This is a genomic window from Streptomyces sp. NPDC002669 (assembly GCF_042889165.1).
In the GTDB taxonomy this organism is placed as follows: Bacteria; Actinomycetota; Actinomycetes; order Streptomycetales; family Streptomycetaceae; genus Streptomyces.
The window spans coordinates 138,978-158,620 of the sequence record NZ_JBIAQQ010000008.1 but is presented as its reverse complement, the minus strand read 5'-3'; the positions used below and the strand labels follow the sequence as shown (position 1 = coordinate 158,620).

18 protein-coding genes are annotated in these 19,643 nt (G+C 71.3%); 13 read left to right on the top strand and 5 right to left on the bottom strand.

Annotation, left to right across the window (positions count from 1 at the left end):
* The first annotated feature begins 11 nt into the window (after positions 1-11).
* Positions 12-1,244 carry an amidohydrolase family protein gene (locus tag ACFYW1_RS15175; RefSeq protein ID WP_388991702.1) on the top strand — a complete coding sequence of 411 codons (1,233 nt, stop codon included), beginning with the start codon at positions 12-14 and terminating at the stop codon, positions 1,242-1,244.
* Between the two features lie 121 nt (positions 1,245-1,365).
* Here ACFYW1_RS15175 and ACFYW1_RS15170 read toward each other — a convergent pair whose 3' ends face one another.
* Both ACFYW1_RS15170 and ACFYW1_RS15165 read right to left on the bottom strand, forming a co-directional pair.
* Positions 1,366-2,190 carry a MerR family transcriptional regulator gene (locus ACFYW1_RS15170; RefSeq protein WP_388991699.1) on the bottom strand — a complete coding sequence of 275 codons (825 nt, stop codon included), beginning with the start codon at positions 2,188-2,190 and terminating at the stop codon, positions 1,366-1,368.
* Positions 2,191-2,508: 318 nt separating this feature from the next.
* The gene (locus ACFYW1_RS15165) at positions 2,509-2,712 is read right to left on the bottom strand and encodes a cold-shock protein (protein ID WP_003967102.1); all 204 of its coding nucleotides are present in this window, start codon (positions 2,710-2,712) and stop codon (positions 2,509-2,511) included.
* Between the two features lie 445 nt (positions 2,713-3,157).
* Between ACFYW1_RS15165 and ACFYW1_RS15160 the strand changes: the two genes are divergently transcribed.
* The 4 genes from ACFYW1_RS15160 (at position 3,158) to ACFYW1_RS15145 (ending at position 8,216) form a co-directional block, all read left to right on the top strand.
* Entirely contained in the window at positions 3,158-4,036 is an 879-nt protein-coding gene (locus ACFYW1_RS15160; protein ID WP_388991695.1) for a menaquinone biosynthetic enzyme MqnA/MqnD family protein, read from the top strand.
* Between the two features lie 439 nt (positions 4,037-4,475).
* Positions 4,476-6,308 (top strand): serine/threonine-protein kinase, encoded by a 1,833-nt coding sequence (locus ACFYW1_RS15155; protein ID WP_388991692.1) that lies wholly within the window; start codon positions 4,476-4,478, stop codon positions 6,306-6,308.
* A gap of 71 nt (positions 6,309-6,379) precedes the next feature.
* On the top strand, positions 6,380-7,579 hold the full coding sequence (gene mqnC, locus ACFYW1_RS15150; protein ID WP_388991689.1) for a cyclic dehypoxanthinyl futalosine synthase: 1,200 nt from the start codon (positions 6,380-6,382) through the stop codon (positions 7,577-7,579).
* A gap of 7 nt (positions 7,580-7,586) precedes the next feature.
* A complete protein-coding gene (locus ACFYW1_RS15145; protein WP_388991686.1) occupies positions 7,587-8,216 on the top strand; it encodes a hypothetical protein in 630 nt (209 codons plus the stop codon).
* A 22-nt stretch (positions 8,217-8,238) separates the two neighbouring features.
* Here ACFYW1_RS15145 and ACFYW1_RS15140 read toward each other — a convergent pair whose 3' ends face one another.
* Positions 8,239-8,970, bottom strand: coding sequence for a DUF3152 domain-containing protein (locus ACFYW1_RS15140; RefSeq protein WP_388991683.1), 732 nt, complete (start codon positions 8,968-8,970; stop codon positions 8,239-8,241).
* Positions 8,971-9,105: 135 nt separating this feature from the next.
* Here ACFYW1_RS15140 and ACFYW1_RS15135 point away from each other — a divergent pair, with 135 nt between their 5' ends.
* Both ACFYW1_RS15135 and ACFYW1_RS15130 read left to right on the top strand, forming a co-directional pair.
* Positions 9,106-9,798, top strand: a complete 693-nt coding sequence (locus ACFYW1_RS15135; protein WP_388991680.1) for a demethylmenaquinone methyltransferase — start codon at positions 9,106-9,108, stop codon at positions 9,796-9,798.
* Positions 9,799-9,938: 140 nt separating this feature from the next.
* Complete coding sequence (locus ACFYW1_RS15130; RefSeq protein WP_388991677.1) at positions 9,939-11,879, top strand: DUF6350 family protein; 1,941 nt, start codon at positions 9,939-9,941, stop codon at positions 11,877-11,879.
* An 81-nt stretch (positions 11,880-11,960) separates the two neighbouring features.
* On the opposite strand, the gene ACFYW1_RS15125 is transcribed toward ACFYW1_RS15130, so the two are convergent.
* Positions 11,961-12,488: a GNAT family N-acetyltransferase gene (locus ACFYW1_RS15125; RefSeq protein WP_388991674.1), complete on the bottom strand. Its 528-nt coding sequence runs from the start codon at positions 12,486-12,488 to the stop codon at positions 11,961-11,963.
* 96 nt (positions 12,489-12,584) lie between these two features.
* Here ACFYW1_RS15125 and ACFYW1_RS15120 point away from each other — a divergent pair, with 96 nt between their 5' ends.
* The 4 genes from ACFYW1_RS15120 (at position 12,585) to ACFYW1_RS15105 (ending at position 16,930) form a co-directional block, all read left to right on the top strand.
* Entirely contained in the window at positions 12,585-13,871 is a 1,287-nt protein-coding gene (locus ACFYW1_RS15120; protein WP_388991671.1) for a geranylgeranyl reductase family protein, read from the top strand.
* Between the two features lie 168 nt (positions 13,872-14,039).
* Positions 14,040-14,465: an amino acid ABC transporter permease gene (locus tag ACFYW1_RS15115; protein WP_388991668.1), complete on the top strand. Its 426-nt coding sequence runs from the start codon at positions 14,040-14,042 to the stop codon at positions 14,463-14,465.
* A 3-nt stretch (positions 14,466-14,468) separates the two neighbouring features.
* A complete protein-coding gene (locus ACFYW1_RS15110; RefSeq protein ID WP_388991665.1) occupies positions 14,469-16,337 on the top strand; it encodes an alpha/beta hydrolase in 1,869 nt (622 codons plus the stop codon).
* On the top strand, positions 16,334-16,930 hold the full coding sequence (locus ACFYW1_RS15105) for a hypothetical protein (RefSeq protein WP_388991662.1): 597 nt from the start codon (positions 16,334-16,336) through the stop codon (positions 16,928-16,930). The genes ACFYW1_RS15110 and ACFYW1_RS15105 overlap by 4 nt, the downstream gene beginning before the upstream one ends.
* A gap of 30 nt (positions 16,931-16,960) precedes the next feature.
* Here the strand turns inward: ACFYW1_RS15105 and ACFYW1_RS15100 are convergent, their stop codons facing one another.
* On the bottom strand, positions 16,961-18,172 hold the full coding sequence (locus ACFYW1_RS15100; protein ID WP_388991659.1) for an MraY family glycosyltransferase: 1,212 nt from the start codon (positions 18,170-18,172) through the stop codon (positions 16,961-16,963).
* Between the two features lie 485 nt (positions 18,173-18,657).
* On the opposite strand from ACFYW1_RS15100, the gene ACFYW1_RS15095 reads away from it, so the two are divergent.
* Complete coding sequence (locus ACFYW1_RS15095; protein ID WP_388991656.1) at positions 18,658-19,047, top strand: hypothetical protein; 390 nt, start codon at positions 18,658-18,660, stop codon at positions 19,045-19,047.
* Positions 19,044-19,634, top strand: a complete 591-nt coding sequence (locus ACFYW1_RS15090; protein WP_388991653.1) for a TetR/AcrR family transcriptional regulator — start codon at positions 19,044-19,046, stop codon at positions 19,632-19,634. Before ACFYW1_RS15095 ends, ACFYW1_RS15090 begins: the two co-directional genes overlap by 4 nt.
* The last annotated feature ends 9 nt before the right edge of the window (positions 19,635-19,643 follow it).

Below are 19,643 nucleotides of genomic sequence, written 5' to 3'. Positions count from 1 at the left end.
CCGTGGTGGGCATGGAGACCTTCCCGAAGATCATCTCGGTGGACGACCACACGGTGGAGCCCCCTCATGTCTGGCGGGACCGGCTCCCGTCCAAGTACCTCGACCGAGGTCCGCGCATCGTCCGCGCGCCGCTCAAGGAAATGACGTTCCTGGGCGGCAGGTTCGCACCCGTGATGGGGGAGCGGGGCGACGACGGACCGATCGGCGACTGGTGGGTGTACGAGGACCTGCACCGGCCGCTCACCCGGCTCGACACCGCGGTCGGCTACGACCGGGACGAGATCAAGCTGGAGATCATCACGTACGAGCAGATGCGTCCGGGTTCGTTCTCGGTGCCCGAGCGGCTCGCCGACATGGACGTCAACCACGTCCAGTCCGCCCTCTGCTTCCCCACCTTCCCCCGCTTCTGCGGCCAGACCTTCACCGAGGCGAACGACCGCGAGCTGGGGCTGCTCGGGGTGCGCGCCTACAACGACTGGATGGTGGAGGAGTGGTGCGGCCCCGAGGCGCGGGGCCGGCTCATCCCGCTCACCCTGATCCCGCTCTGGGACGCGCACCTGGCCGCCGAGGAGGTCCGGCGCAACGCGGCGCGCGGCGTGCGCGCGGTGGCGTTCTCCGAGATACCCCCGCACCTCGGCCTGCCCTCCATCCACACGGACGAGTGGGACCCGTTCCTGCGGGCCTGCGACGAGACGGGGACGGTGATCGCGATGCACATCGGCTCGTCCTCGAAGATGCCGTCCACCTCGGCCGACGCCCCGCCCGCCGTCGGGTCCACCATCACCTTCGCCAACTGCTGCTTCTCCATGGTCGACTGGCTGATGAGCGGCAAGTTCGAACGCTTCCCGAACCTGCGGATCATGTACGCGGAGGGCCAGATCGGCTGGATCCCCTACGTCCTGGAACGCGCCGACGTGGTCTGGGAGGAGAACCGGGCCTGGGGCGGCGTCGCCGACAAGGTCCACCGCCCGCCGTCGGAGCTGTTCGCCGAGCACGTGTACGGCTGCTTCTTCGACGACGCCTTCGGCCTGAGGAACCTGGACGCGATCGGGGTGGGGAACGTCCTGTACGAGACGGACTACCCGCACTCCGACTCCACCTGGCCCAAGTCGCGCGAGGTCGGCGAGGCGCAGATGGGGCACCTGGACGCCGACGTGGTGGACCGGATCGTGCGCCGCAACGCGATCGACCTGCTGGGGCTGACGGACGACGGGCTGTGGGCGGGGAGCGGGGGAAAGCGGTAGGGGGCGGGAAGAACGTGACGCTCCGGGGCGGAGTGTCACGTTCCTCCCGCACCCGAGGCGCGCCCGAAGCGCATCGGAGGGGACCGGAGCCGGGGCCGGGCCCCGGGCCGGACCGCGAGGATCAGGCCCGGGTGATCGGCTCCTGGAGCTCCGTCACCCACTGGTCCCGGTCCTCGGGGCACTCCAGGCTGATCTCGCGGGCGTACCCCGCGGACCGGTAACCGTGGGCGTCGATCCAGCGGGCCAGGGTCTGGGACGTCGGCAGCACGCCGTCCATCGCCCCCCGGTGCACGATCGTCGCGGCCTCGAACGCCGGAAGTTCGACCACCGTGATCCCGGTGTCACCGACCGGACCCACCGGGGCGGAGACCGTGATCCCGGCGTGGACGACGACCGCACCGCCTTCCGGGGCGTCCTCGTAGTACGCGATCCCCGGCCCGCTCGGCACGGTGCCCGCCGCTTCCAGCAGGGGGAACAGCCGCTCGTACAGCGGGCCGATCACGGGGGAGATGTGCTCCGGCGCGTAGCTCGCCGCGGTGCCGGTCAGCTCGGCGACCCGTACCGCCGCGACCTTCTTGACGACGACATCGTTCGTGGACATGTGTCCCTCGCTCTCGATCGACCGGAGCCTCGCCTCGACCTGCGCCAGCCGCGCCGCGGCGGCCCGCATGGCCTCCTCCAGTTCCGCCCGGCGCAGCCGCAGCATTCCGCGCAGCTCCTCCGGCCCCACCTGCTCGTCGAGGATGGCCTGCACCTGCTGGAGCGTGAAGCCGAGATCCTTGAGGGCGATGATGCGGTTGAGGCGGGCGAGCTGGGCGGCCCCGTAGAAGCGGTAACCGGTGGCGGGGTCGGTGCGGTCGGGGTGCAGCAGCCCGATGGCGTCGTAGTGGCGCAGCATCCGGGCCGACACCCGCCCGTACCGGGCGAAGTCTCCGATGGTGAACATGATGTCTTCACTCCACGGCTTCACACGGTGTCAAGGTCAAGCGCCGTCGTACCGAAAGCCGCGGAAGCGGAAAAGGAAGGGGCGGGGAGCAGGCGCGGGAACGGCCGGCGGGAAGGAATTCCGTTCCGTCGCCGGTGCACCCGCGCGCGGGCGGCAAAACCCTGCGGAAGAGGGGGGAGGGGGAGGGAAACGGAGGGGTGGGCGGGAAGGCGCGGGAAGCAAAAAAACGGGAAAGGCAGGAGCCCCGTTCCCCGCCGAGGCGGAGGAGCGGGGCTCCTTGGGTACTACTAGCCGGCCGCGATCGGCCGACCCGGGCAACTAGGCCGGGGTGACGTTCTCAGCCTGCGGACCCTTGGGTCCCTGAGTGACGTCGAAGTTCACGACCTGGTTCTCCTCGAGGGAGCGGAACCCGGACGCGTTGATCGCGGAGTAGTGGACGAAGACATCCGGGCCGCCGCCGTCCTGGGCGATGAAGCCGAAGCCCTTTTCAGCGTTGAACCACTTGACGGTTCCGGTAGCCATAAGCCCTCCTTGGGCCAAAGGGTTGCCCTGCTCCAGAACCTGCATAGAAGTCTGAAAACTACAAAAGCCTGCGGGTTACATGCTCCGCAGGCTCTGTACTGCAAGGGAAACCAAACTGCAACTTGCGTCGAGCCTAGCACGCAGCGTGTATCGAGGGGTAGAGGGAAAGATCACTTCACTCGGATGTTTGATTGCCGTGCCGATGACCTCGCGAAGTGGGCGCACCGGAGGGTGTCGCGGAGGGGTCTTCCAGGAGTACGGAAGGGGTCCTCGCGGCACTTCCGGAAGGCGGCGCGGATGCCACCGGAAACCGGACGCGGGCACTCCGGGAACCGGACGCGAACACTCCGGGGAATGCGGCGGGAGTACTCCGGGGGGTGGGACCGGGAACGCCCCCCGCGCCCCCGGTGCCGTGCGGGCGGTGCCGCGGGTCTAGCCTCGCGATGTGGACAATTCAACCGTTTCAACCGTCGCGGGCGACGGCCGCCGCAACCGGCCGCGCGTCGGCCACATCCAGTTCCTCAACTGCCTGCCGCTGTACTGGGGGCTGGCGCGCACCGGGACCCTGCTCGACCTGGAGCTGTCGAAGGACACCCCGGAAAGGCTCAGCGAGCAGCTGATCAGGGGCGATCTGGACATCGGCCCCGTCACGCTGGTGGAGTTCCTGCGCAACGCCGACGACCTGGTCGCCTTCCCCGACATCGCGGTGGGCTGCGACGGCCCCGTCATGTCGTGCGTGATCGTGTCGCAGGTCCCGCTGGAGCGGCTGGACCGGGCCCGGGTGGCGCTCGGCTCGACCTCGCGCACCTCCGTGCGGCTGGCACAGCTGCTGCTCGCCGAGCGGTACGGGGTGAACCCGGACTACTACACCTGCCCGCCGGACCTGGGCCTGATGATGCAGGAGGCGGAGGCGGCCGTGCTGATCGGCGACGCCGCGCTGCGCGCCAACCTGCACGACGCCCCCCGGCTCGGCCTCCAGGTCCACGACCTCGGGCAGATGTGGAAGGAGTGGACCGGGCTGCCGTTCGTCTTCGCGGTCTGGGCGGCCCGCAAGGACTACCTGGCGATCGAGCCGGACCGGGTGGGCGAGGTGCACGAGGCGTTCCTGGCCTCGCGGGACCTCTCCCTGGAGGAGGTCACCAAGGTCGCGGAACAGGCGGCGCGCTGGGAGGCGTTCGACTCGGAGGTGCTGGAGCGGTACTTCACGACCCTGGACTTCCGCTTCGGGCCGGACCAGCTGGCGGGCGTGGCGGAGTTCGCGCGCCGGGTCGGCCCGACGACCGGCTTCCCGGCGGACGTGAAGGTCGAGCTGCTCGGCGGCTGACCGCGCGGGCGCGGGGCGCGGGTGTGGGCGCGGGAGGCGGCGGGAGGCGAATGTGCGGATCGGGCCGCCGGGGGAATGCGCCGGACATGGATGAATCCTGTACTTTCCCGGGCGCTTATCCGCTCCCGCCCCCTCTTCCCGCTCTCTTCCCGCCCCTTTCCGTGCCCCTTCTGTTCCCTTCGCTCCGTTCCCGGTCCGTCCGGCCATCGATTCGGGGCAATGCGCGTCGAATAGCCGATTGCCCGAAGGCGAGGGACGACGAGCCGGTGGGCGCACCGTAATCGCTCGGGTGAACGACTCATTCACGCCTTTTGTTGTGCCGAAAGTTGCCGTTCGTTCCCTCAGGGGCGAAATAGGCGGATGGTTTCCTCTGTGACCCGATGACCTTCGCCCCCTAGGCTTCGGTCGGAGGTCGGGCCGGTACACAGGGGGAGTCCATATGCAGCCGCTGGAAGCCGGCGAACCGTTGAGCATCGGCGCCTACCGATTGCTCGGCAGGCTCGGTGCGGGCGGCATGGGCCGGGTCTATCTGGGGCGCAGCGCCGGAGGGCGCACCGTGGCGGTCAAGGTCGTGCACCCCCACTTCGCCCTCGACGAGCAGTTCCGCGCCCGGTTCCGGCGCGAGGTGGACGCGGCGCGGCGGATCGGCGCGCAGTGGACGGCGCCGGTGCTGGACGCCGACCCGGACGCGCCCATTCCGTGGGTCGCCACCGGTTACGTGGCCGGGCCGCCGCTCTCCGCCGCGGTCGCCGAGCACGGGCCGCTGCCCGAGAACGCGGTGCGGACGCTGGGCGCCGGGCTCGGGGAGGCGCTGGCCGCCGTGCACGCGCAGGACCTCATCCACCGCGACGTGAAGCCGTCCAACGTGCTGCTGGCCCTCGACGGCCCCCGCCTGATCGACTTCGGGATCGCCCGCGCCCTCGGTGCCACCGCCTCGCTCACCTCCAGCGGGGTGTCGGTCGGCTCGCCCGGTTACATGGCGCCCGAGCAGATCCGGGGCGTCGACGTCTCGGGCGCGGCCGACGTCTTCTCGCTCGGCGCGGTGCTCGCGTACGCGGCGACCGGGGCCGCCCCCTTCCTCGGCGACTCCTCGGCCGTGCTCCTCTACAAGGTGGTGCACGAGGAGCCCGAGCTGGGCGAGCTGGAGGGGGACCTGCGGGAGATCGTCGCCGGTTGCCTGATGAAGGACCCCCGGGACCGGCCCACGCCCCTGGAACTGGCCCGGCGGCTGGCGCCGAACGGGGCCGCCGCGCTGGTGGCGGCCGGCTGGCTGCCCGGACCGCTGGTGCGCGAGGTCAGCCGGGCGGCGGTCGCGCTGCTGGACCTGGAGCCGCAGGACGCGCCGGTGCAGTCGGGGCCGGTGCCGTTCAGCGGCGCGGCGTGGGGCACGGGCGGCGGGAACGGGAACGGGAACACCGGCGGGCCCGCCGGCGCGGGCGGCGGCTTCGGGCCGCCGGTCGAGCCCTTCCCCACGCACGACCCGACCCGGCTGTCCCATCCGGGCATACTGCCCTCCTGGCCCACGGCGTCCGGTGCGGCCGAGCCGGTCGGGGCGCCGGGGACGGCCGGGCCGTACGGACGGTCCGACACGTCCGGGCTGCCCGGACCGCGGACCGCCGACCCCCGTTTCTCCGTCACCGTCGGCGCGGACGCCACCCCGGCCCGGCCGGACGCGAACCGCGGCCGGAGGCTGAGCTGCACCGTCGCGCTCGCCGTGGCGGGTGCACTCGCCGCCGTGACCGTGGGCGGCGCGTTCCTCCTCGACCTGATGCCGGGCGGCAACACCCACGCCGACGCCGGGCACGGCACCGACAGCCCCGAGCCGGGCGCCTCCCGGCCCAGCCCCTCGCGGCCCAGCGGATCGGGCGACTCCGGGGGTGGTGCGGCCGAGGTCGCCGCACTCCCGAAGGAGTTCGTCGGTACGTGGAAGGGCCCGGTCACCGAGAAGACCTCGGGGCAGCCGCACGGAACGCTGACGGCCGTCTTCACCGCCGGGAAGAAGGGCGCGGACGTGGTCCGCATGAACACCGAGCTGACCAGCCTCGGCATCACCGTCAGCTGCAACAGCGTCGCCACCCTCACCTCCGTCGAGGGCAAGGAGGTGACGCTCGCGGAACGCACCGACCCGGACCGCCCCAGCACCCCCGGCCTGTGCACCTCCACCACCGCCGTCGTCCACTTCACCCGCACCGCCGAGGGCACCCTGGAGTTCCGGTCCGAGGAACGGGGCGCGGGGCTTCCGTACGGCACGCTGGCCCGGTCCGGCGGCTGACCCCGACAGGGGCTGGCGTACGCTGAACCGGTCCGTAGATCGTTGAAAAACCGCCGAAAGGTGACAGCCCGGTGACCGAGAAGGCCGACCTTCAGCCCATCCTCGACCGAGCCGCCGAAGGCGGTCGGATCTCCGCGGAAGAGGCGCTCGACCTCTACCGTTCGGCGCCGCTGCACGCCCTGGGCGCGGCCGCCGACGCCGCTCGCCGACGGCGCTACGCCGGTACGGAGCACATCGCGACGTACATCATCGAGCGCAACATCAACTACACGAACGTGTGCGTCACGGCCTGCAAGTTCTGCGCCTTCTACGCCGCGCCGAAGGACACCGCCAAGGGCTGGACCCGCGACCTCGACGACATCCTGCGCCGCTGCGCGGAGACCGTCGAACTCGGCGGCACCCAGATCATGTTCCAGGGCGGCCACCACCCGGACTACGGCGTCGAGTACTACGAGGAGCACTTCTCCGCGATCAAGAAGGCGTTCCCGCAACTGGTCATCCACTCGCTGGGCGCCTCCGAGGTCGAGCACATGGCCCGGATCTCCGGGGTCTCCGTCGAGGAGGCCATCCGGCGCATCCACGGTGCCGGTCTCGACTCCTTCGCGGGCGCCGGTGCCGAGCTGCTGCCGGCCAGGCCGCGCAAGGCGATCGCCCCGCTCAAGGAGTCCGGCGAACGCTGGCTGGAGATCATGGAGATCGCGCACGGCCTCGGCGTCGAGTCCACCTCCACCATGCTCATGGGCACCGGCGAGACCAACGCCGAGCGCATCGAGCACCTGCGGATGATCCGCGACGTCCAGGACCGGACGGGCGGCTTCCGGGCGTTCATCCCGTACACGTACCAGCCGGAGAACAACCACCTGAAGGGCCGGACGCAGGCCACGCTCTTCGAGTACCTGCGGATGATCGCCATCGCCCGGCTCTTCCTCGACAACGTCGCGCACATCCAGGGCTCCTGGCTGACCACCGGCAAGGAGGTCGGCCAGCTGACCCTGCACTACGGCGCCGACGACCTCGGTTCGATCATGCTGGAGGAGAACGTGGTCTCCTCGGCCGGTGCCAAGCACCGCTCCAACCGGATGGAGATCATCGACCTGATCCGCAAGGCGGGCCGGGTACCGGCGCAGCGCGCCACCACGTACGAGCACCTCGTCGTCCACGACGACCCGGCGAACGACCCGGTCGACGACCGGGTGGTCTCGCACATCTCGTCCACGGCGATCGAGGGCGGCACGGCGCACCCCGAACTGAAGCTCCTGAACGCCAACTGAGGCCGCTTTGCTGACGATCCACGCCGCCGACGCGGTGCACGGGGGACCGGACGGGGCCGACGCCGTGGCCGTGGACGGTGCCGTGGTCGTCGCCGTCGGGCCGTGCGCGGAACTGGCCGCCGCCCGGCCGGCGGCCCGGATCCGGCGGTGGTCCGGCCTGATCACCCCGGGGCTGCTGAACGCGGGTGCCCCGGAACTGCTGGAGGCCGCCTACCACCCGGACCCGCGAGAGGCGGACGAGCTCGGCGACCGGCCGCTCACCGGCGACGCGCTCGCCGCGCTCGGCATGGACGACGCACGCTGGGGCGCGAGCGCCCGGCGCGGACTGCAACGCATGCTGCGGCACGGCACGACCGCCGTCCGGGGCCCCTTCGTCCGGCCCGCCGTGCGCACCGCCGTCGCCCGCTCGGGCCTGCGCGTCCACGCCCCCGCCGGACCGGCGGCGGGACCCGCGGCGCTGGACCCGCTGGCCGCCGGTCCGGGACCGGCCGGGGCGTTCGCGACGGCCCTCGACATCGGCGGCCCGGCGGACCTGGCGGTGTTCGACGCACCGGACCTGGCGGCGCTGCTCGCCGAGGGCGCCGGGTGCTGCACGGCGACGGTGCTCGACGGACGGCTGGTCTTCCGGCGCCGCTGAGGGGCGCTTCGGCCCGGCCCCGTCACGGCACCGCGGGGCCGCCCAGGTAGCGCCCCTTCGCGTCGTACGGCCAGGCGTTGGAGACGCAGCCCTTCAGCCCGTATATCTGCTGCATCATCGCGGGGGCGGGGCGGCCGCTGCCCGGGCAGGTCTCGTGGCCCCGGCCCAGCCAGTGGCCCACCTCGTGGTTGATGATCAGGGCGCGGTACTCGGCCAGCGGGCCGCGGAACTCGGGCGACCCCTGCTGCCAGCGCTTGAGGTTGACCATGACGTCGGTGCCGACCCGGCAGTTGACCTCGCCGTGGGTGTCGAGGCCGCTTTGGCCGCAGACGGTGTCGGTGGTCGCGGGCGTGGCGATGCGGATCACCAGACCGGCCGGTCCTTCGGAGACCCGGCGGAAGGTGTGCTCGCCGTGGTGCGACCAGCCGCGCGGCGAGGCCAGGACGCGGGCGATCTCGGCGGCGGCCCGGTCCGGATCGACGCCCGTGCCCTTCTCCACCTCGACCCGGTACGGCTTGCCGTCCCGCTTCCTGCCGTCCCGGGGCTCGGCGCGGGCGACGGCGAACGCGCCGGTGCCGTCCGGCGACGTCCTGGACGCGGCGGGCGCCTCCGGCTCCTCCCCGTCCCCGGTGAGCCGGGGCGGCCCCGCCACGACCACGGCACAGACCAGCGCCGCCGGTACGACGACCACGGCCCACAGCCGGCCGCGGCCCCGCTCCGGCCGCCCCCGCCGACGCGCATTCCGTACCGACATCCGTGCCTCCCCGGCCCCGGGAGGCCCGGTGCCCCCTCCTGTACTGACCGCCGACGGACCCGGTTGGTTCAGTCCATTGGACGGTGACTCCCGGCCGACGCGTGGCGCCGCGGACCGGGCTGCTTGAATGGACGGGTGACCCGAGCCTCCCTGGACAAGCAGCCGCACGAAGTCGCCACGATGTTCGACAAGGTGGCGGCGAACTACGACCTCACCAACGACGTGCTGTCCCTCGGCCAGGCCAGACTGTGGCGGAAGGAGGTCGCGAAGGCGGTGCACGCCCGGCCCGCGGAGAAGGTCCTCGACCTGGCGGCGGGCACGGCGACGTCGTCGCTGCCGTTCGCCGCGACGGGCGCGTACGTCGTGCCGTGCGACTTCTCCCTCGGCATGCTGGAGGAGGGCAAGAAGCGCCACTCCTGGCTGCCCTTCACCGCGGGCGACGCCACCCGGCTGCCGTTCCGCGACGAGACCTTCGACGCGGTGACGATCTCCTTCGGGCTGCGCAACGTCCAGGACACGGACGCCGCGCTGCGCGAGCTGTACCGGGTGACGAAGCCGGGCGGCCGGGTGGTGATCTGCGAGTTCTCCCAGCCGACCTGGGAGCCGTTCCGCACGGTCTACACCGAGTACCTGATGCGGGCGCTGCCGCCGGTCGCGCGCGCCGTCTCGTCCAACCCCGACGCGTACGTCTACCTCGCCGAGTCCATCCGAGACTGGCCCGACCAGCCCGGTCTCGCGGCAGCGCTCCAGCGGGCCGGCTGGTCGAAGGTCGCCTGGCGCAACCTCACCAGCGGCGTGGTGGCGCTGCACCGGGGCGTACGCCCCTGAACCCCGGCGGGCGCGGGCCCGCCACGTAACGCTCCGGTGACTTTCGCCGACGGGAACCGGGCGTCGGTGAAGATGTGTCCCTGACAGGTCACGTCTTCCCGCGCCCTGTTCCCGTTTCCGTATCTGCCGTCGGAGCCTTCATGTCGTCCTACTGCCCCTTCTGCGGAACCCCGGCCCCGGACGAGGCCCGCTTCTGCATGAAATGCGGGCGCGAGCGTCCGGACACACCCCCGGCGGAGGCCGCCGCGCCGCCGACGCCGGACGCGGCACCCCCACAGCCCCCGTCCCGGCCGCCGGTGTCCCCGGCCCCGCCGCTCCAGCCACCACCGCTCCAGCCCCCGCCGCCCACCGGCCCCGCGCCGGGAGCCCCGGCAACCGGAGCCCCCACCACCGGCGTTCCCGCGTACGGCGTTCCCGCGCCCGGGTACGCGCCGATGCCGTCGGCCCCTCCGATGGCCCCTGCCGGGCCGTCGCCCGTCGGGGAGTTCTTCGGCCGCGTCCTGCGCGGTGGCTGGGCCGGTGCCGCGAAGGCGGCGGCCTGGCCCAGCGGACTGCTGATAGCCCTCGCGGTGGCGCTCGCCATCCCCACGTACGGGCAGGACGACACGGTCGTCGTCGGCTGGACGGACCGGCTGCGGATCGCGCTGGCGATGCTGCTCCAGGCGTTCGGCGGCAACTTCGAACTGCGGGCCGTGGGTCCGGCCGGCCGCTACGGGGAGGACTACGGGAACGACTACGGAAGCGATTACGGCGGCGGCTACGACTCCGACGGCTACGGCCTGGACGGGGACGTGACGCGGGGCGCCGTGCTCTCCGTCGTCCCGCTGACCGTCACCGTGCTGTGGCTGGGAGCGTTGTTCCTGGCCGCCAGGGCGGCCCGCAAGCGGGGCGAGGGCATGGAGTCCGCGGTCCGGATCAGCCTCGTGGCCTCGGCCGTCGTGCTGGTGCTCGGGCTGTTCTCCCAGCCCGAGATCGCCGGGGTCTCGGTCTCGTCCGCGCCGCTGCTCGCCACGCTCGGGGCCCTGGTCCTGTCGCTGCTCGTCACCACCGGGGCGCTGTGCCTCGACGATTCGGGCCGGTGGCGGACGCAGCGGCCCGCCGTGCACGCCGCGGCCCGGGTGGCCGGGACGGCGGTACGGGCGCTCGGCGCGGTGCTCCTGCTCTGCTCCCTGATCGGGTTCATCTCCTACGCCAACATCGACGACGTGGACGGCGAGGCGATGCTGATCGCGCTGCCGCTGCTGCCGAACATCGGGATCGCGGTGCTCGGCGTGTGCTGGGGCGCCCCGGTCGAGTACGACGTGCGGGGCCGGGTCGGTTACCTCGGCTCGGGGACGGAGCACGGCGGCTTCGGGCTCTCCGAACTGGGCGACGAGGTCGGCGGCTGGGCGGTGACCTGCGCGGTGGTGACCGGTGTGGTGTGCGCGCTCGCGGTGGGCATCATGGCCGCGCGGCGCTCGGCGGACCGGCGCGAACAGGCCGCCGCGGGCGCCCTGTTCCTCGCGATGTTCCTGGTGCTGTGCGGTATCGGCGGGGTGTCCACGGAACTGTCGGGCGGTTTCGCGGAGATGGGCGGGCAGGGCACGGCGGAGTTCGCGCCGAGCGTGCCGGACGCGCTGCTGTTCGGACTGCTGTGGGTGGGCGGTGCGGTGTTCGTGGCGCCGTACCTGCTGCGCATGACGGGCCGGGGCACTCCGCCCGCCCCGCCCGGCACGCCCGGCCCGACGCCCCCGGGCGTGCCCCCGGTGCACCCGGGCGCGGCCCCGGTCGTACCGGCGCAACCGGGCGCGGCCCCGGGAACCCCGGCCCACCCCGCACCGCCCCGGGCGACTCCGGAACATCCGGCTCCGCCGACCCCGCCCCAGGACCCGGCTCAGACTTCGATCCAGCCGCAGGCCCAGGCACCCGGCCCGTACGACGCGCAGCTGTCGGCCGCGCCCGGCACGTCGTCCGTCTCCCGGCCCGCCCCGGCGGCCCGTTCCCGCAGGCGCACCGCGTTCGTCTGGACCGGCACGCTCCTCGCGGCGCTGCTCGTCGGCGGCGGCGCCACCGCGGGCGTGCTGTTCCTCATGGACGGCTAGGACCTCTCGTTCGGATCGGGCCGGGCTCGCGTGCCCCGGTCACTGAGCCGGCCCGATCCAAACGAAAGACCCTGGCCCCGGTCACGATGCCGGCCGGAAGCAGTCCACCCGCCGTCCCGTCCCCGGGTCGGTGAAGCTCTCCGCCCGTTCCATGCCCAGCCGCCGGGCCACGGCGATCGACCGCTCGTTGCCCGCGTCGATCAACGCGACCACCCGTTCCACCCCCGCCGCGCGCAGCCGCTCCATCGTGATGCGCGCGGCGGTGGTGGCGTACCCCCGGCCCCAGGCCGGCCTGGCCAGCCGCCAGCCGATCTCGATCTCGCCCACCGGGCCGTACTCGGTCCGCGGCCAGGGCTGGGCACCGGTGAAGCCGACCACCTCGCCGTCCTCGTCGAGCACCGTCCAGAGGCAGTAGCCGAGCTCCGCGTCGAGCTTGCGCTGACGGGCGGTCCACTCCTCGTACAGGGAGAGCTCCTCCGGCACGCCGCCGAAGAACTCCATCACCTCGGGGTCGTCGAAGGCGCGGTGCCAGGCGAGCGCGTCCTCGTCGGTCGGGACGCGCAGCCGCAGGGAGGGAGCGGAGGGAACGCCGGAATGCTCGGTCGACATCTGGGAGCCCTTCGGAAGTTGATCAGCAGACCCCCATAGACTGCACGGGACAGGTGCCGCGCGGCACGCGATTTCGAGTCTTCGGGAGATCCGACCGTGACCGAGCAGCTCCTCTCCGAGCACAGCGCGGATGTGATCGTCGTCGGGGCAGGCCCGGCCGGATCCACGACCGCGTACTACCTCGCCAAGGCCGGACTGGACGTCCTGCTCCTGGAGAAGACGGCCTTCCCCCGCGAGAAGGTCTGCGGCGACGGCCTCACCCCGCGCGCCACCAAGCAGCTCGTCGCCATGGGCATCGACATCTCCGAAGAGGCCGGCTGGCTGCGCAACAAGGGCCTGCGGATCATCGGCGGCGGCGTCCGCCTCCAGCTGGACTGGCCGGACCTCGCCGCGTACCCGAACTACGGACTGGTCCGCAAGCGCGACGACTTCGACGAACAGCTGGCCCGCCAGGCGCAGAAGGCCGGCGCGAGGCTGTACGAGCGCTGCAACGTCGGCGCCCCGGTCGTCGACGACCGCACCGGCCGCATCACCGGCGTCACCGCCAAGCTCGGCGAGGAGAAGACCCCGGTCACCTTCCACGCCCCGCTCGTCGTCGCCGCCGACGGCAACTCCACCCGGCTGTCGCTCGCCATGGGCCTGCACCGCCGCGAGGACCGCCCGATGGGCGTCGCCGTGCGCACGTACTTCACCTCGCCCCGCCACGACGACGACTACCTGGAGTCCTGGCTGGAACTGTGGGACCGCCGCGGCCCCCAGGACCGGCTGCTGCCCGGCTACGGCTGGATCTTCGGTATGGGCGACGGTACGTCCAACGTCGGCCTCGGCATCCTCAACTCCTCCTCCGCCTTCAAGGAGCTGGACTGGCGCGAGGTCCTCAAGGCGTGGTGCGCCTCGATGCCGGAGGACTGGGGCTACACCCCGGAGAACATGACGGGGCCGATCCGCGGCGCCGCCCTCCCGATGGCCTTCAACCGCCAGCCGCACTACACCAGGGGCCTGCTGCTCGTCGGCGACGCGGGCGGCATGGTCAACCCGTTCAACGGCGAAGGCATCGCGTACGCCATGGAGTCGGGCCAGATCGCCGCCGACGTCATCGTCCAGGCCCACGCCCGCACCACCCCCGCGCAGCGCGAACTGGCGCTGAACAACTACCCGAAGGTGCTCAAGGAGACCTACGGCGGTTACTACACGATGGGCCGCGCCTTCGTGAAGCTGATCGGCAACCCGAAGATCATGAAGATCGCCACCCAGCGCGGCCTGACGCACCCGCTGCTGATGAAGTTCACGCTGAAGATGCTCGCCAACCTCACCGACCCCACGGGCGGCGACGCGATGGACCGCATCATCAACGGCCTCTCCAAGGTGGCCCCGAGGGCCTGACCGGCCGCGCACGTCCCCCGGCCCCGGCGGACAGGTACGGGTACTCATACCTCATACGAGTGACCGTACGGACGTGACACCCAGCGCCCGTCCGTAACGTCTGTGGCGACAGTCACGACGAGCACGGGCCGCCGCGGGCGGGGTGCTCGGGCACGGGAGGACGCGCGCATGGCGTGGGACGAGTGGGAACGACTCAAGGAACAGGCCGCCGGGCAGCACCCCACGCGATTACGGATCGACGGCCTGCCGGAGAGCGGTGGTGGGGGCGGCGCCGGAACACTCAGGCACGGGGGCGCCCCGTGGACACGGGCGGCCGGCACCGCGGGCGACCTCCGGACCGGTACCACCACCGCGCGGGCCGACCTGCGCAGGTCCCACGAAGGCACCGCCGACGGGCTGACCGGGCTGGCCTGCCTCGGAGCGCTCAAGTCCGTACTCGCCTCGTGGGACGAACGCCTCGGCAGGCTCCGTGACGAATGCGGTTCCCTGGAACCGAAGTTGCGGCAGGTGGCCGTGATCCTGGGCGAAGTGGACGCCGAGGTGGGGAACAGCGCCGAGGCGGTCACGGTGCCCGGCACCCGGAGGGGTGAGTAGGCCATGGGCGCAGCACCCGGGCTGACCTGGCAGCGTCTTCGCGACCTCAGGCCGGCGGAACTGACCGAGGCGGCCGACGGCTGGCGCGCCGCCTCCGCGTTCGCCGACGCCGCCCGCGAACGCGTCGACGGCGACATGAGCGGCAGGCTCACCAGAACCCAGGACAGCGAGTCCGCCCGGGCGGCCGTGAAACGGCTGGGGCGGCTGAGCGAGAACTACCACTACGTCCACACCGAGACCGGCCTGATCCGAGGCACCCTCGACGGGCTGGCCGACGAACTGTCCGCCCCACAACGCAAGTTACGCGACGCCCTCGCCGACGCGGTCTCCCTCGGGTACACCGTCGACGACAACGGCAGCGTCGACTACCCGGCCGGCGGCAGCAACGAGCTGACCGGCGACACCTTCCCCGGTGGCTCCGTGGTGGGCGACAACGGCCTCATCGGCGCCGGAAACCCGGGGCTGTACTACGACGCCAACGGCATGTACGACCCCGCCAGGGCCCCCGGCACCCCCACCCCGAAGAACCCCAACCCGCACCGCGCCAAGGCCCAGGACATCGCCGACCGCATCGCCCACGCCCTGCGGGAGGCGCACGAGATCGACGAGCGGTACAGCTCGGCACTCGACAAGCTCAGGGCCGCCCCGGGCCTCACGGTCGACAGCAGGACGTGGGCGGACGTCGCGTCCGACGCCGATGCGGTGAGCGGGGCCGCGAGGGAGCACCTGGGGAAGAACCTCCCGCTCGACAGGTCCCCCGCAGAACGCAAGGAGTGGTGGGACCACCTCAGCGAGGAGCAGCGCGAGGAGTACATCTCCGCGTTCCCGGGGCTGATCGGCAACCTGGACGGCATCCCGGCCCTGGCACGCGACGAGGCGAACTGCGAGAACCTCCAGATGCTCATTGCCCAGCTGGACGGTCAACAGGACGCGAAGTCCCAGACCATGGTGGAGGGGCTGAAAGAGATCCAGCGCAAGCTGCTGCACCAGGATCCGAAGGCTCCTCCCATGTATCTGCTGGGGATCGCTGCCGAGGGGAACGGCCGGGCCATCGTCGCCTACGGGAACCCCGACACGGCGAGGAATGTCTCTGCTTACGTTCCCGGTCTGGGCACGTCACTGGATGCAGGTTTCGCAGGGGGCGACCTCAAACGGGCCAGTGACATCGCTATCGATGCCCAGTCGTTCGATGCATCGAGTGCTTCGATCGCCTGGCTCGGCTACGACGCCCCGCAGATCGGCTTTGACAGCGACTTGCCGCAAAACATTCGAAACCTTGACGTCATGGGTGCGGAGAAGGCAAGTGCCGGAGCTACGTCCTACAACAATTTCATGGCAGGAATCTCCGCAACGAACGAGCACGCCGATCCGCACATCACAGCGATTGGCCATTCGTATGGATCCTTCACTGTCGGCCAGGCTGCGCAACGTGACGGCGGGATTCCTGGCGCCGACGACATCGTCCTGGTGGGCAGCCCCGGGACGGGTGCCAGCCATGCCCAGGAATTGAACGTGGACAAGAGCCATGTTTTTGTCGGAGCGTCCGACAATGACCTGGTGACCAGGCTGCCATCGAGAACGCAGGCTGCGGGGCTCGTGAGCGGGATCATTCCTGCCGTGCTTGCGGACCCTTCCGGCAGTCAGGTGTGGTTCGGAACCGATCCGTCCCACCGTGAATTCGGTGCGACACGTTTTGCGGTGGATGACGGCCCAGCGCCATTCATCGGTGGTGAAGGTGCGACTCCTGCCCACTCCGACTACTTCGACGTCAATGACGGAGTGGGTGCCAGGCGGCCGTCCGAGTCGGAGAGAAACATTTCTTTGATCGTGTCCGGTAATTCGAGCGAAATCAGCAGGGAGCAGCCACGGTGACGAAGATTCGCAGGGCCGCTCTGGTCGCTTTTGCCGCCTGCCTGGCGGCTTCGGCGTGCAGCGCGAATGGGGATACTTCCGGAGATACGGCAGGGGAGCATGAGAAGGCCATGGGGATGACCATGCAAGAAGCCGCGCAGCGCCAGGACGGCATGCTGGATGCGACGATGAACGCGATCATGCCCAGCCTGCGCTGGACGCATGGTGCGACCACGACGGGAAAGTGCGATGTGACCCGACGGCGGGTGGTGATGACGATCGTCTCCGAGGAACGGCGCGGCAACCTGCTCGGCATGGTGCAACGTTCGTGGGAGAAGCGTGGGTACGCAATCAAGTCCGTCAACAGGAGTCGCGAGTTTCCTGCGATCTTCGCGGCGACGGATGACGGATTCGGGATCTCCGTGAGCGTGGGAGGGGAGGGGCAGTTCACCTTTTCCGCCGACTCTCCCTGCGTCGAGAAGTCGGAAGTGGCAGCGCCCTCTGCCTCCCCGAACGGGCCCGACTACGACTACCCCGTTCCGCGGCCCAACGTGAATGATTCCTTCTGGTCGTCGAGCGAACCGATTCCCACGGGCTCGCCGAGCGGAAGTTGAGAGAGGGAGCCGTTCGGGTGGGGCGGGTCGTCAGCCGTTTCGGTGGCCGGTGTTCGCGGGGATGCGTCGGTCGGGGGTTTTGGAGGGTGTCGTCGGGGGTTCGGGTCGCTTCCGGCGGAGGGTGAGGCCGGAGCCGTAGCGGGGCTGGAGCAGCAGGAGGAGGCCGACCCCGCAGACGAACGCGACGCCGTACAGGATCCAGGACTTGGCGCCGCGTGCCGAGAAGGCCACGATCCCGAACGAGAACAGCGCCGACCAGAAGTACATGAGCAGCACGGCCCGGCGGTGCGAGTGGCCGAGCTGGAGCAGGCGGTGGTGGAGGTGGCCCTTGTCGGCGGCGAAGGGGGACATCCCGTTCCAGGTGCGCCGGACGACGGCGAGCACCAGGTCCGCGACCGGCAGTGCGATGACGGACAGCGGCAGCAGCAGCGGGATGTAGACCGGCACCATCGCGGCCGAGCCGGACGAGCCGTCGACCGACTGCTTGAGGAGGCTGGGGTCCACCTCGCCGGTGACGGAGACCGCGCATCCGGCGATGAGCAGCCCCAGCAGCATCGAGCCGGAGTCGCCCATGAAGATCCGGGCCGGGTGCGAGTTGTGGACCAGGAAGCCGAGGCACATGCCGGCCAGGATCGCGGAGAACAGCGTGGTGGACGCGGCGGCCTCGATCCCGTAGCCGTACCAGAGCCGGTAGCCGTACAGGAAGAACGCCGTCGCCGCGATGCCCACCGTTCCGGCGGCCAGTCCGTCCAGGCCGTCGACGAAGTTGACCGCGTTGATGGTGACCACGATCAACGCCACGGTCAGCAGGGTGCCCTGGCCGTCGGAGAGGTAGATCCCGTCGGTGCCGGGCACGGGGAGCCAGAGGATGGTCAGGCCCTGGAACGCCATCACCCCGGCGGCGATCACCTGGCCGCCGAGCTTGATCAGCGAGTCGACGCCCCATTTGTCGTCGAGCACCCCCAGGAGCCAGATCAGGGCGGCCCCGGACAGCAGGGCCCGCGGTGTCGAGCTCTGGGCGAAGATCTCTTCGAGATGGGGCAGGTGCGAGGCCACGAGGTACCCGGCGAGCAGCCCGCCGAACATGGCCACGCCGCCCAGGCGCGGGGTGGGTTCGCGGTGGACGTCGCGGGCCCGGATCTCCGGCATCGCCCCGATCGAGATGGCGAACTTCCGGACGGGGCCGGTCAGGAGAAGGGTCACCGCGGCCGTGATGAGCAGCATGAGCAAGTAGTCCCGCACGGGCGGCCTCACATCCCGGCCCATGGGGCCGATACCTGAACAGTTTCTTCCGGTTTCTCCGGGGCTGCTGCTCAGGGCGGGGCGGGGCCGGTGGCGGTTCCGATCCGGCGGCACGGGTGACCCGGACCCTGTTCGAGGCCCCTCACTGCACCCCGGCGAGCCTAGCCCATGCGGATTTTCGTGCGGTTGGGGCATTCGATGTGCCGACGCCCTTCTCGGAGGCGCCGGTCGGCGCGCGCCCGGCCGTGAGCTCGTCGGGCCCGTTCCCCGCCGGGCGGTCCGGGGCGCCCCTGTCACTCCGCTGTGTGTCCTGCCCTCGGGGTTGTGGCGCGTCGCGCTGGTGCTGTGCGTGACGGCAGGCCGACCGTGGGCGCGGAGGAGGCCGGCTGCGACGAGGACTACCTCTCCGGTTGATTTGGACGACTGTCCAGGACTATCGTCCAAAAGGACGGCCGACTTCCCCCGCACAGGTGACGGAGAGCGTGATGAATCAATCCTTGTTGGCGACGGTGACCGCGGCACTCCTGGTCTGGGAGACGCTGCTGCTGATTCCCATGGTCCCGGGGAAGCTGATCGACACGAGGGACTTCTCCTCGCTTCCCCGGTGGCAGTACAACGGCTTCAACGTGTATCTGACCTCCCTCGGGCTGGCCGGCTTCGTGGTGGCCGGGTTCGCCATGGCCGGGCAGCACTGGGCCTTCGTGGCGGCGCTGGTGCTGAGCCTCGGCCACGTCGCGGTCTTCGCGGCCGACCTCGGGGCGGTCTTCCCCGTCGTGCGCGACCCCCTGCCGGTACAGTTGCTCGTTCTCGAAGCGATCGCGCTGGCCTCGGCCGGTGTGCTCGCCGTGATCGCGATCCAGGGGGTACGGCTGTGAGCGACGGGCCCGCGAACTCCTCGCGCGGGACGGAGACCCGCGAGAAGATCATCGAAGCCGCCGCCTCCCTCATTCCCGAGCTGGGCTGGGGCGACGTGAGCAGTCGGCGGGTGGCGGAGCGCGCGGGTGTGAACACCGGGGTGATCCACTACCACGTGGGGAGCATCGGCGAACTCCGGCGCATCGCCGCGGTGCGGAAGATCCGGACGTTCTTCCTCGACCGGATCGACGGGGCCCTGTCGTCGGAGGATCCGGCCGAGGCGGTGGAGACCATGCTCCGGGCGTTGTCCGCCAACGATCCGCGCGATCCGGAACTGCTGCTGCTCTACGAGTCCCTCGTCGCCGCGAGCCGGGACGACGAGCTGCGCGCCGAGATCGCCGCCCTGCTGGCCGAGTTGCGGCAGCGGCTGTGCGACTGGTTCGGGGCCCGGGGTGTCGCGCACCCGCTCGCCGTGGCGGTCACCCTCACGGCGGCGATCGACGGCTATCTGCTCCAGCGGTCGCTCGACCCGTCCATCGGGCCCGGCCCCCTCGTCGACGGTCTGGTCGGACTGGTCCGGCAACAACTCGCGGCCGACGGGGCGTGAGACGCGGAA

Coding starts and splice junctions, on each gene's coding strand:
- ACFYW1_RS15175 (WP_388991702.1), top strand. CDS start 12: ATGGAGACCTTCCCGAAGATCATCTCGGTGGACGACCACACGGTGGAG.
- ACFYW1_RS15170 (WP_388991699.1), bottom strand. CDS start 2,190: ATGTTCACCATCGGAGACTTCGCCCGGTACGGGCGGGTGTCGGCCCGG.
- ACFYW1_RS15165 (WP_003967102.1), bottom strand. CDS start 2,712: ATGGCTACCGGAACCGTCAAGTGGTTCAACGCTGAAAAGGGCTTCGGC.
- ACFYW1_RS15155 (WP_388991692.1), top strand. CDS start 4,476: ATGCAGCCGCTGGAAGCCGGCGAACCGTTGAGCATCGGCGCCTACCGA.
- ACFYW1_RS15140 (WP_388991683.1), bottom strand. CDS start 8,970: ATGTCGGTACGGAATGCGCGTCGGCGGGGGCGGCCGGAGCGGGGCCGC.
- ACFYW1_RS15130 (WP_388991677.1), top strand. CDS start 9,939: ATGTCGTCCTACTGCCCCTTCTGCGGAACCCCGGCCCCGGACGAGGCC.
- ACFYW1_RS15125 (WP_388991674.1), bottom strand. CDS start 12,488: ATGTCGACCGAGCATTCCGGCGTTCCCTCCGCTCCCTCCCTGCGGCTG.
- ACFYW1_RS15115 (WP_388991668.1), top strand. CDS start 14,040: ATGGCGTGGGACGAGTGGGAACGACTCAAGGAACAGGCCGCCGGGCAG.
- ACFYW1_RS15110 (WP_388991665.1), top strand. CDS start 14,469: ATGGGCGCAGCACCCGGGCTGACCTGGCAGCGTCTTCGCGACCTCAGG.
- ACFYW1_RS15095 (WP_388991656.1), top strand. CDS start 18,658: ATGAATCAATCCTTGTTGGCGACGGTGACCGCGGCACTCCTGGTCTGG.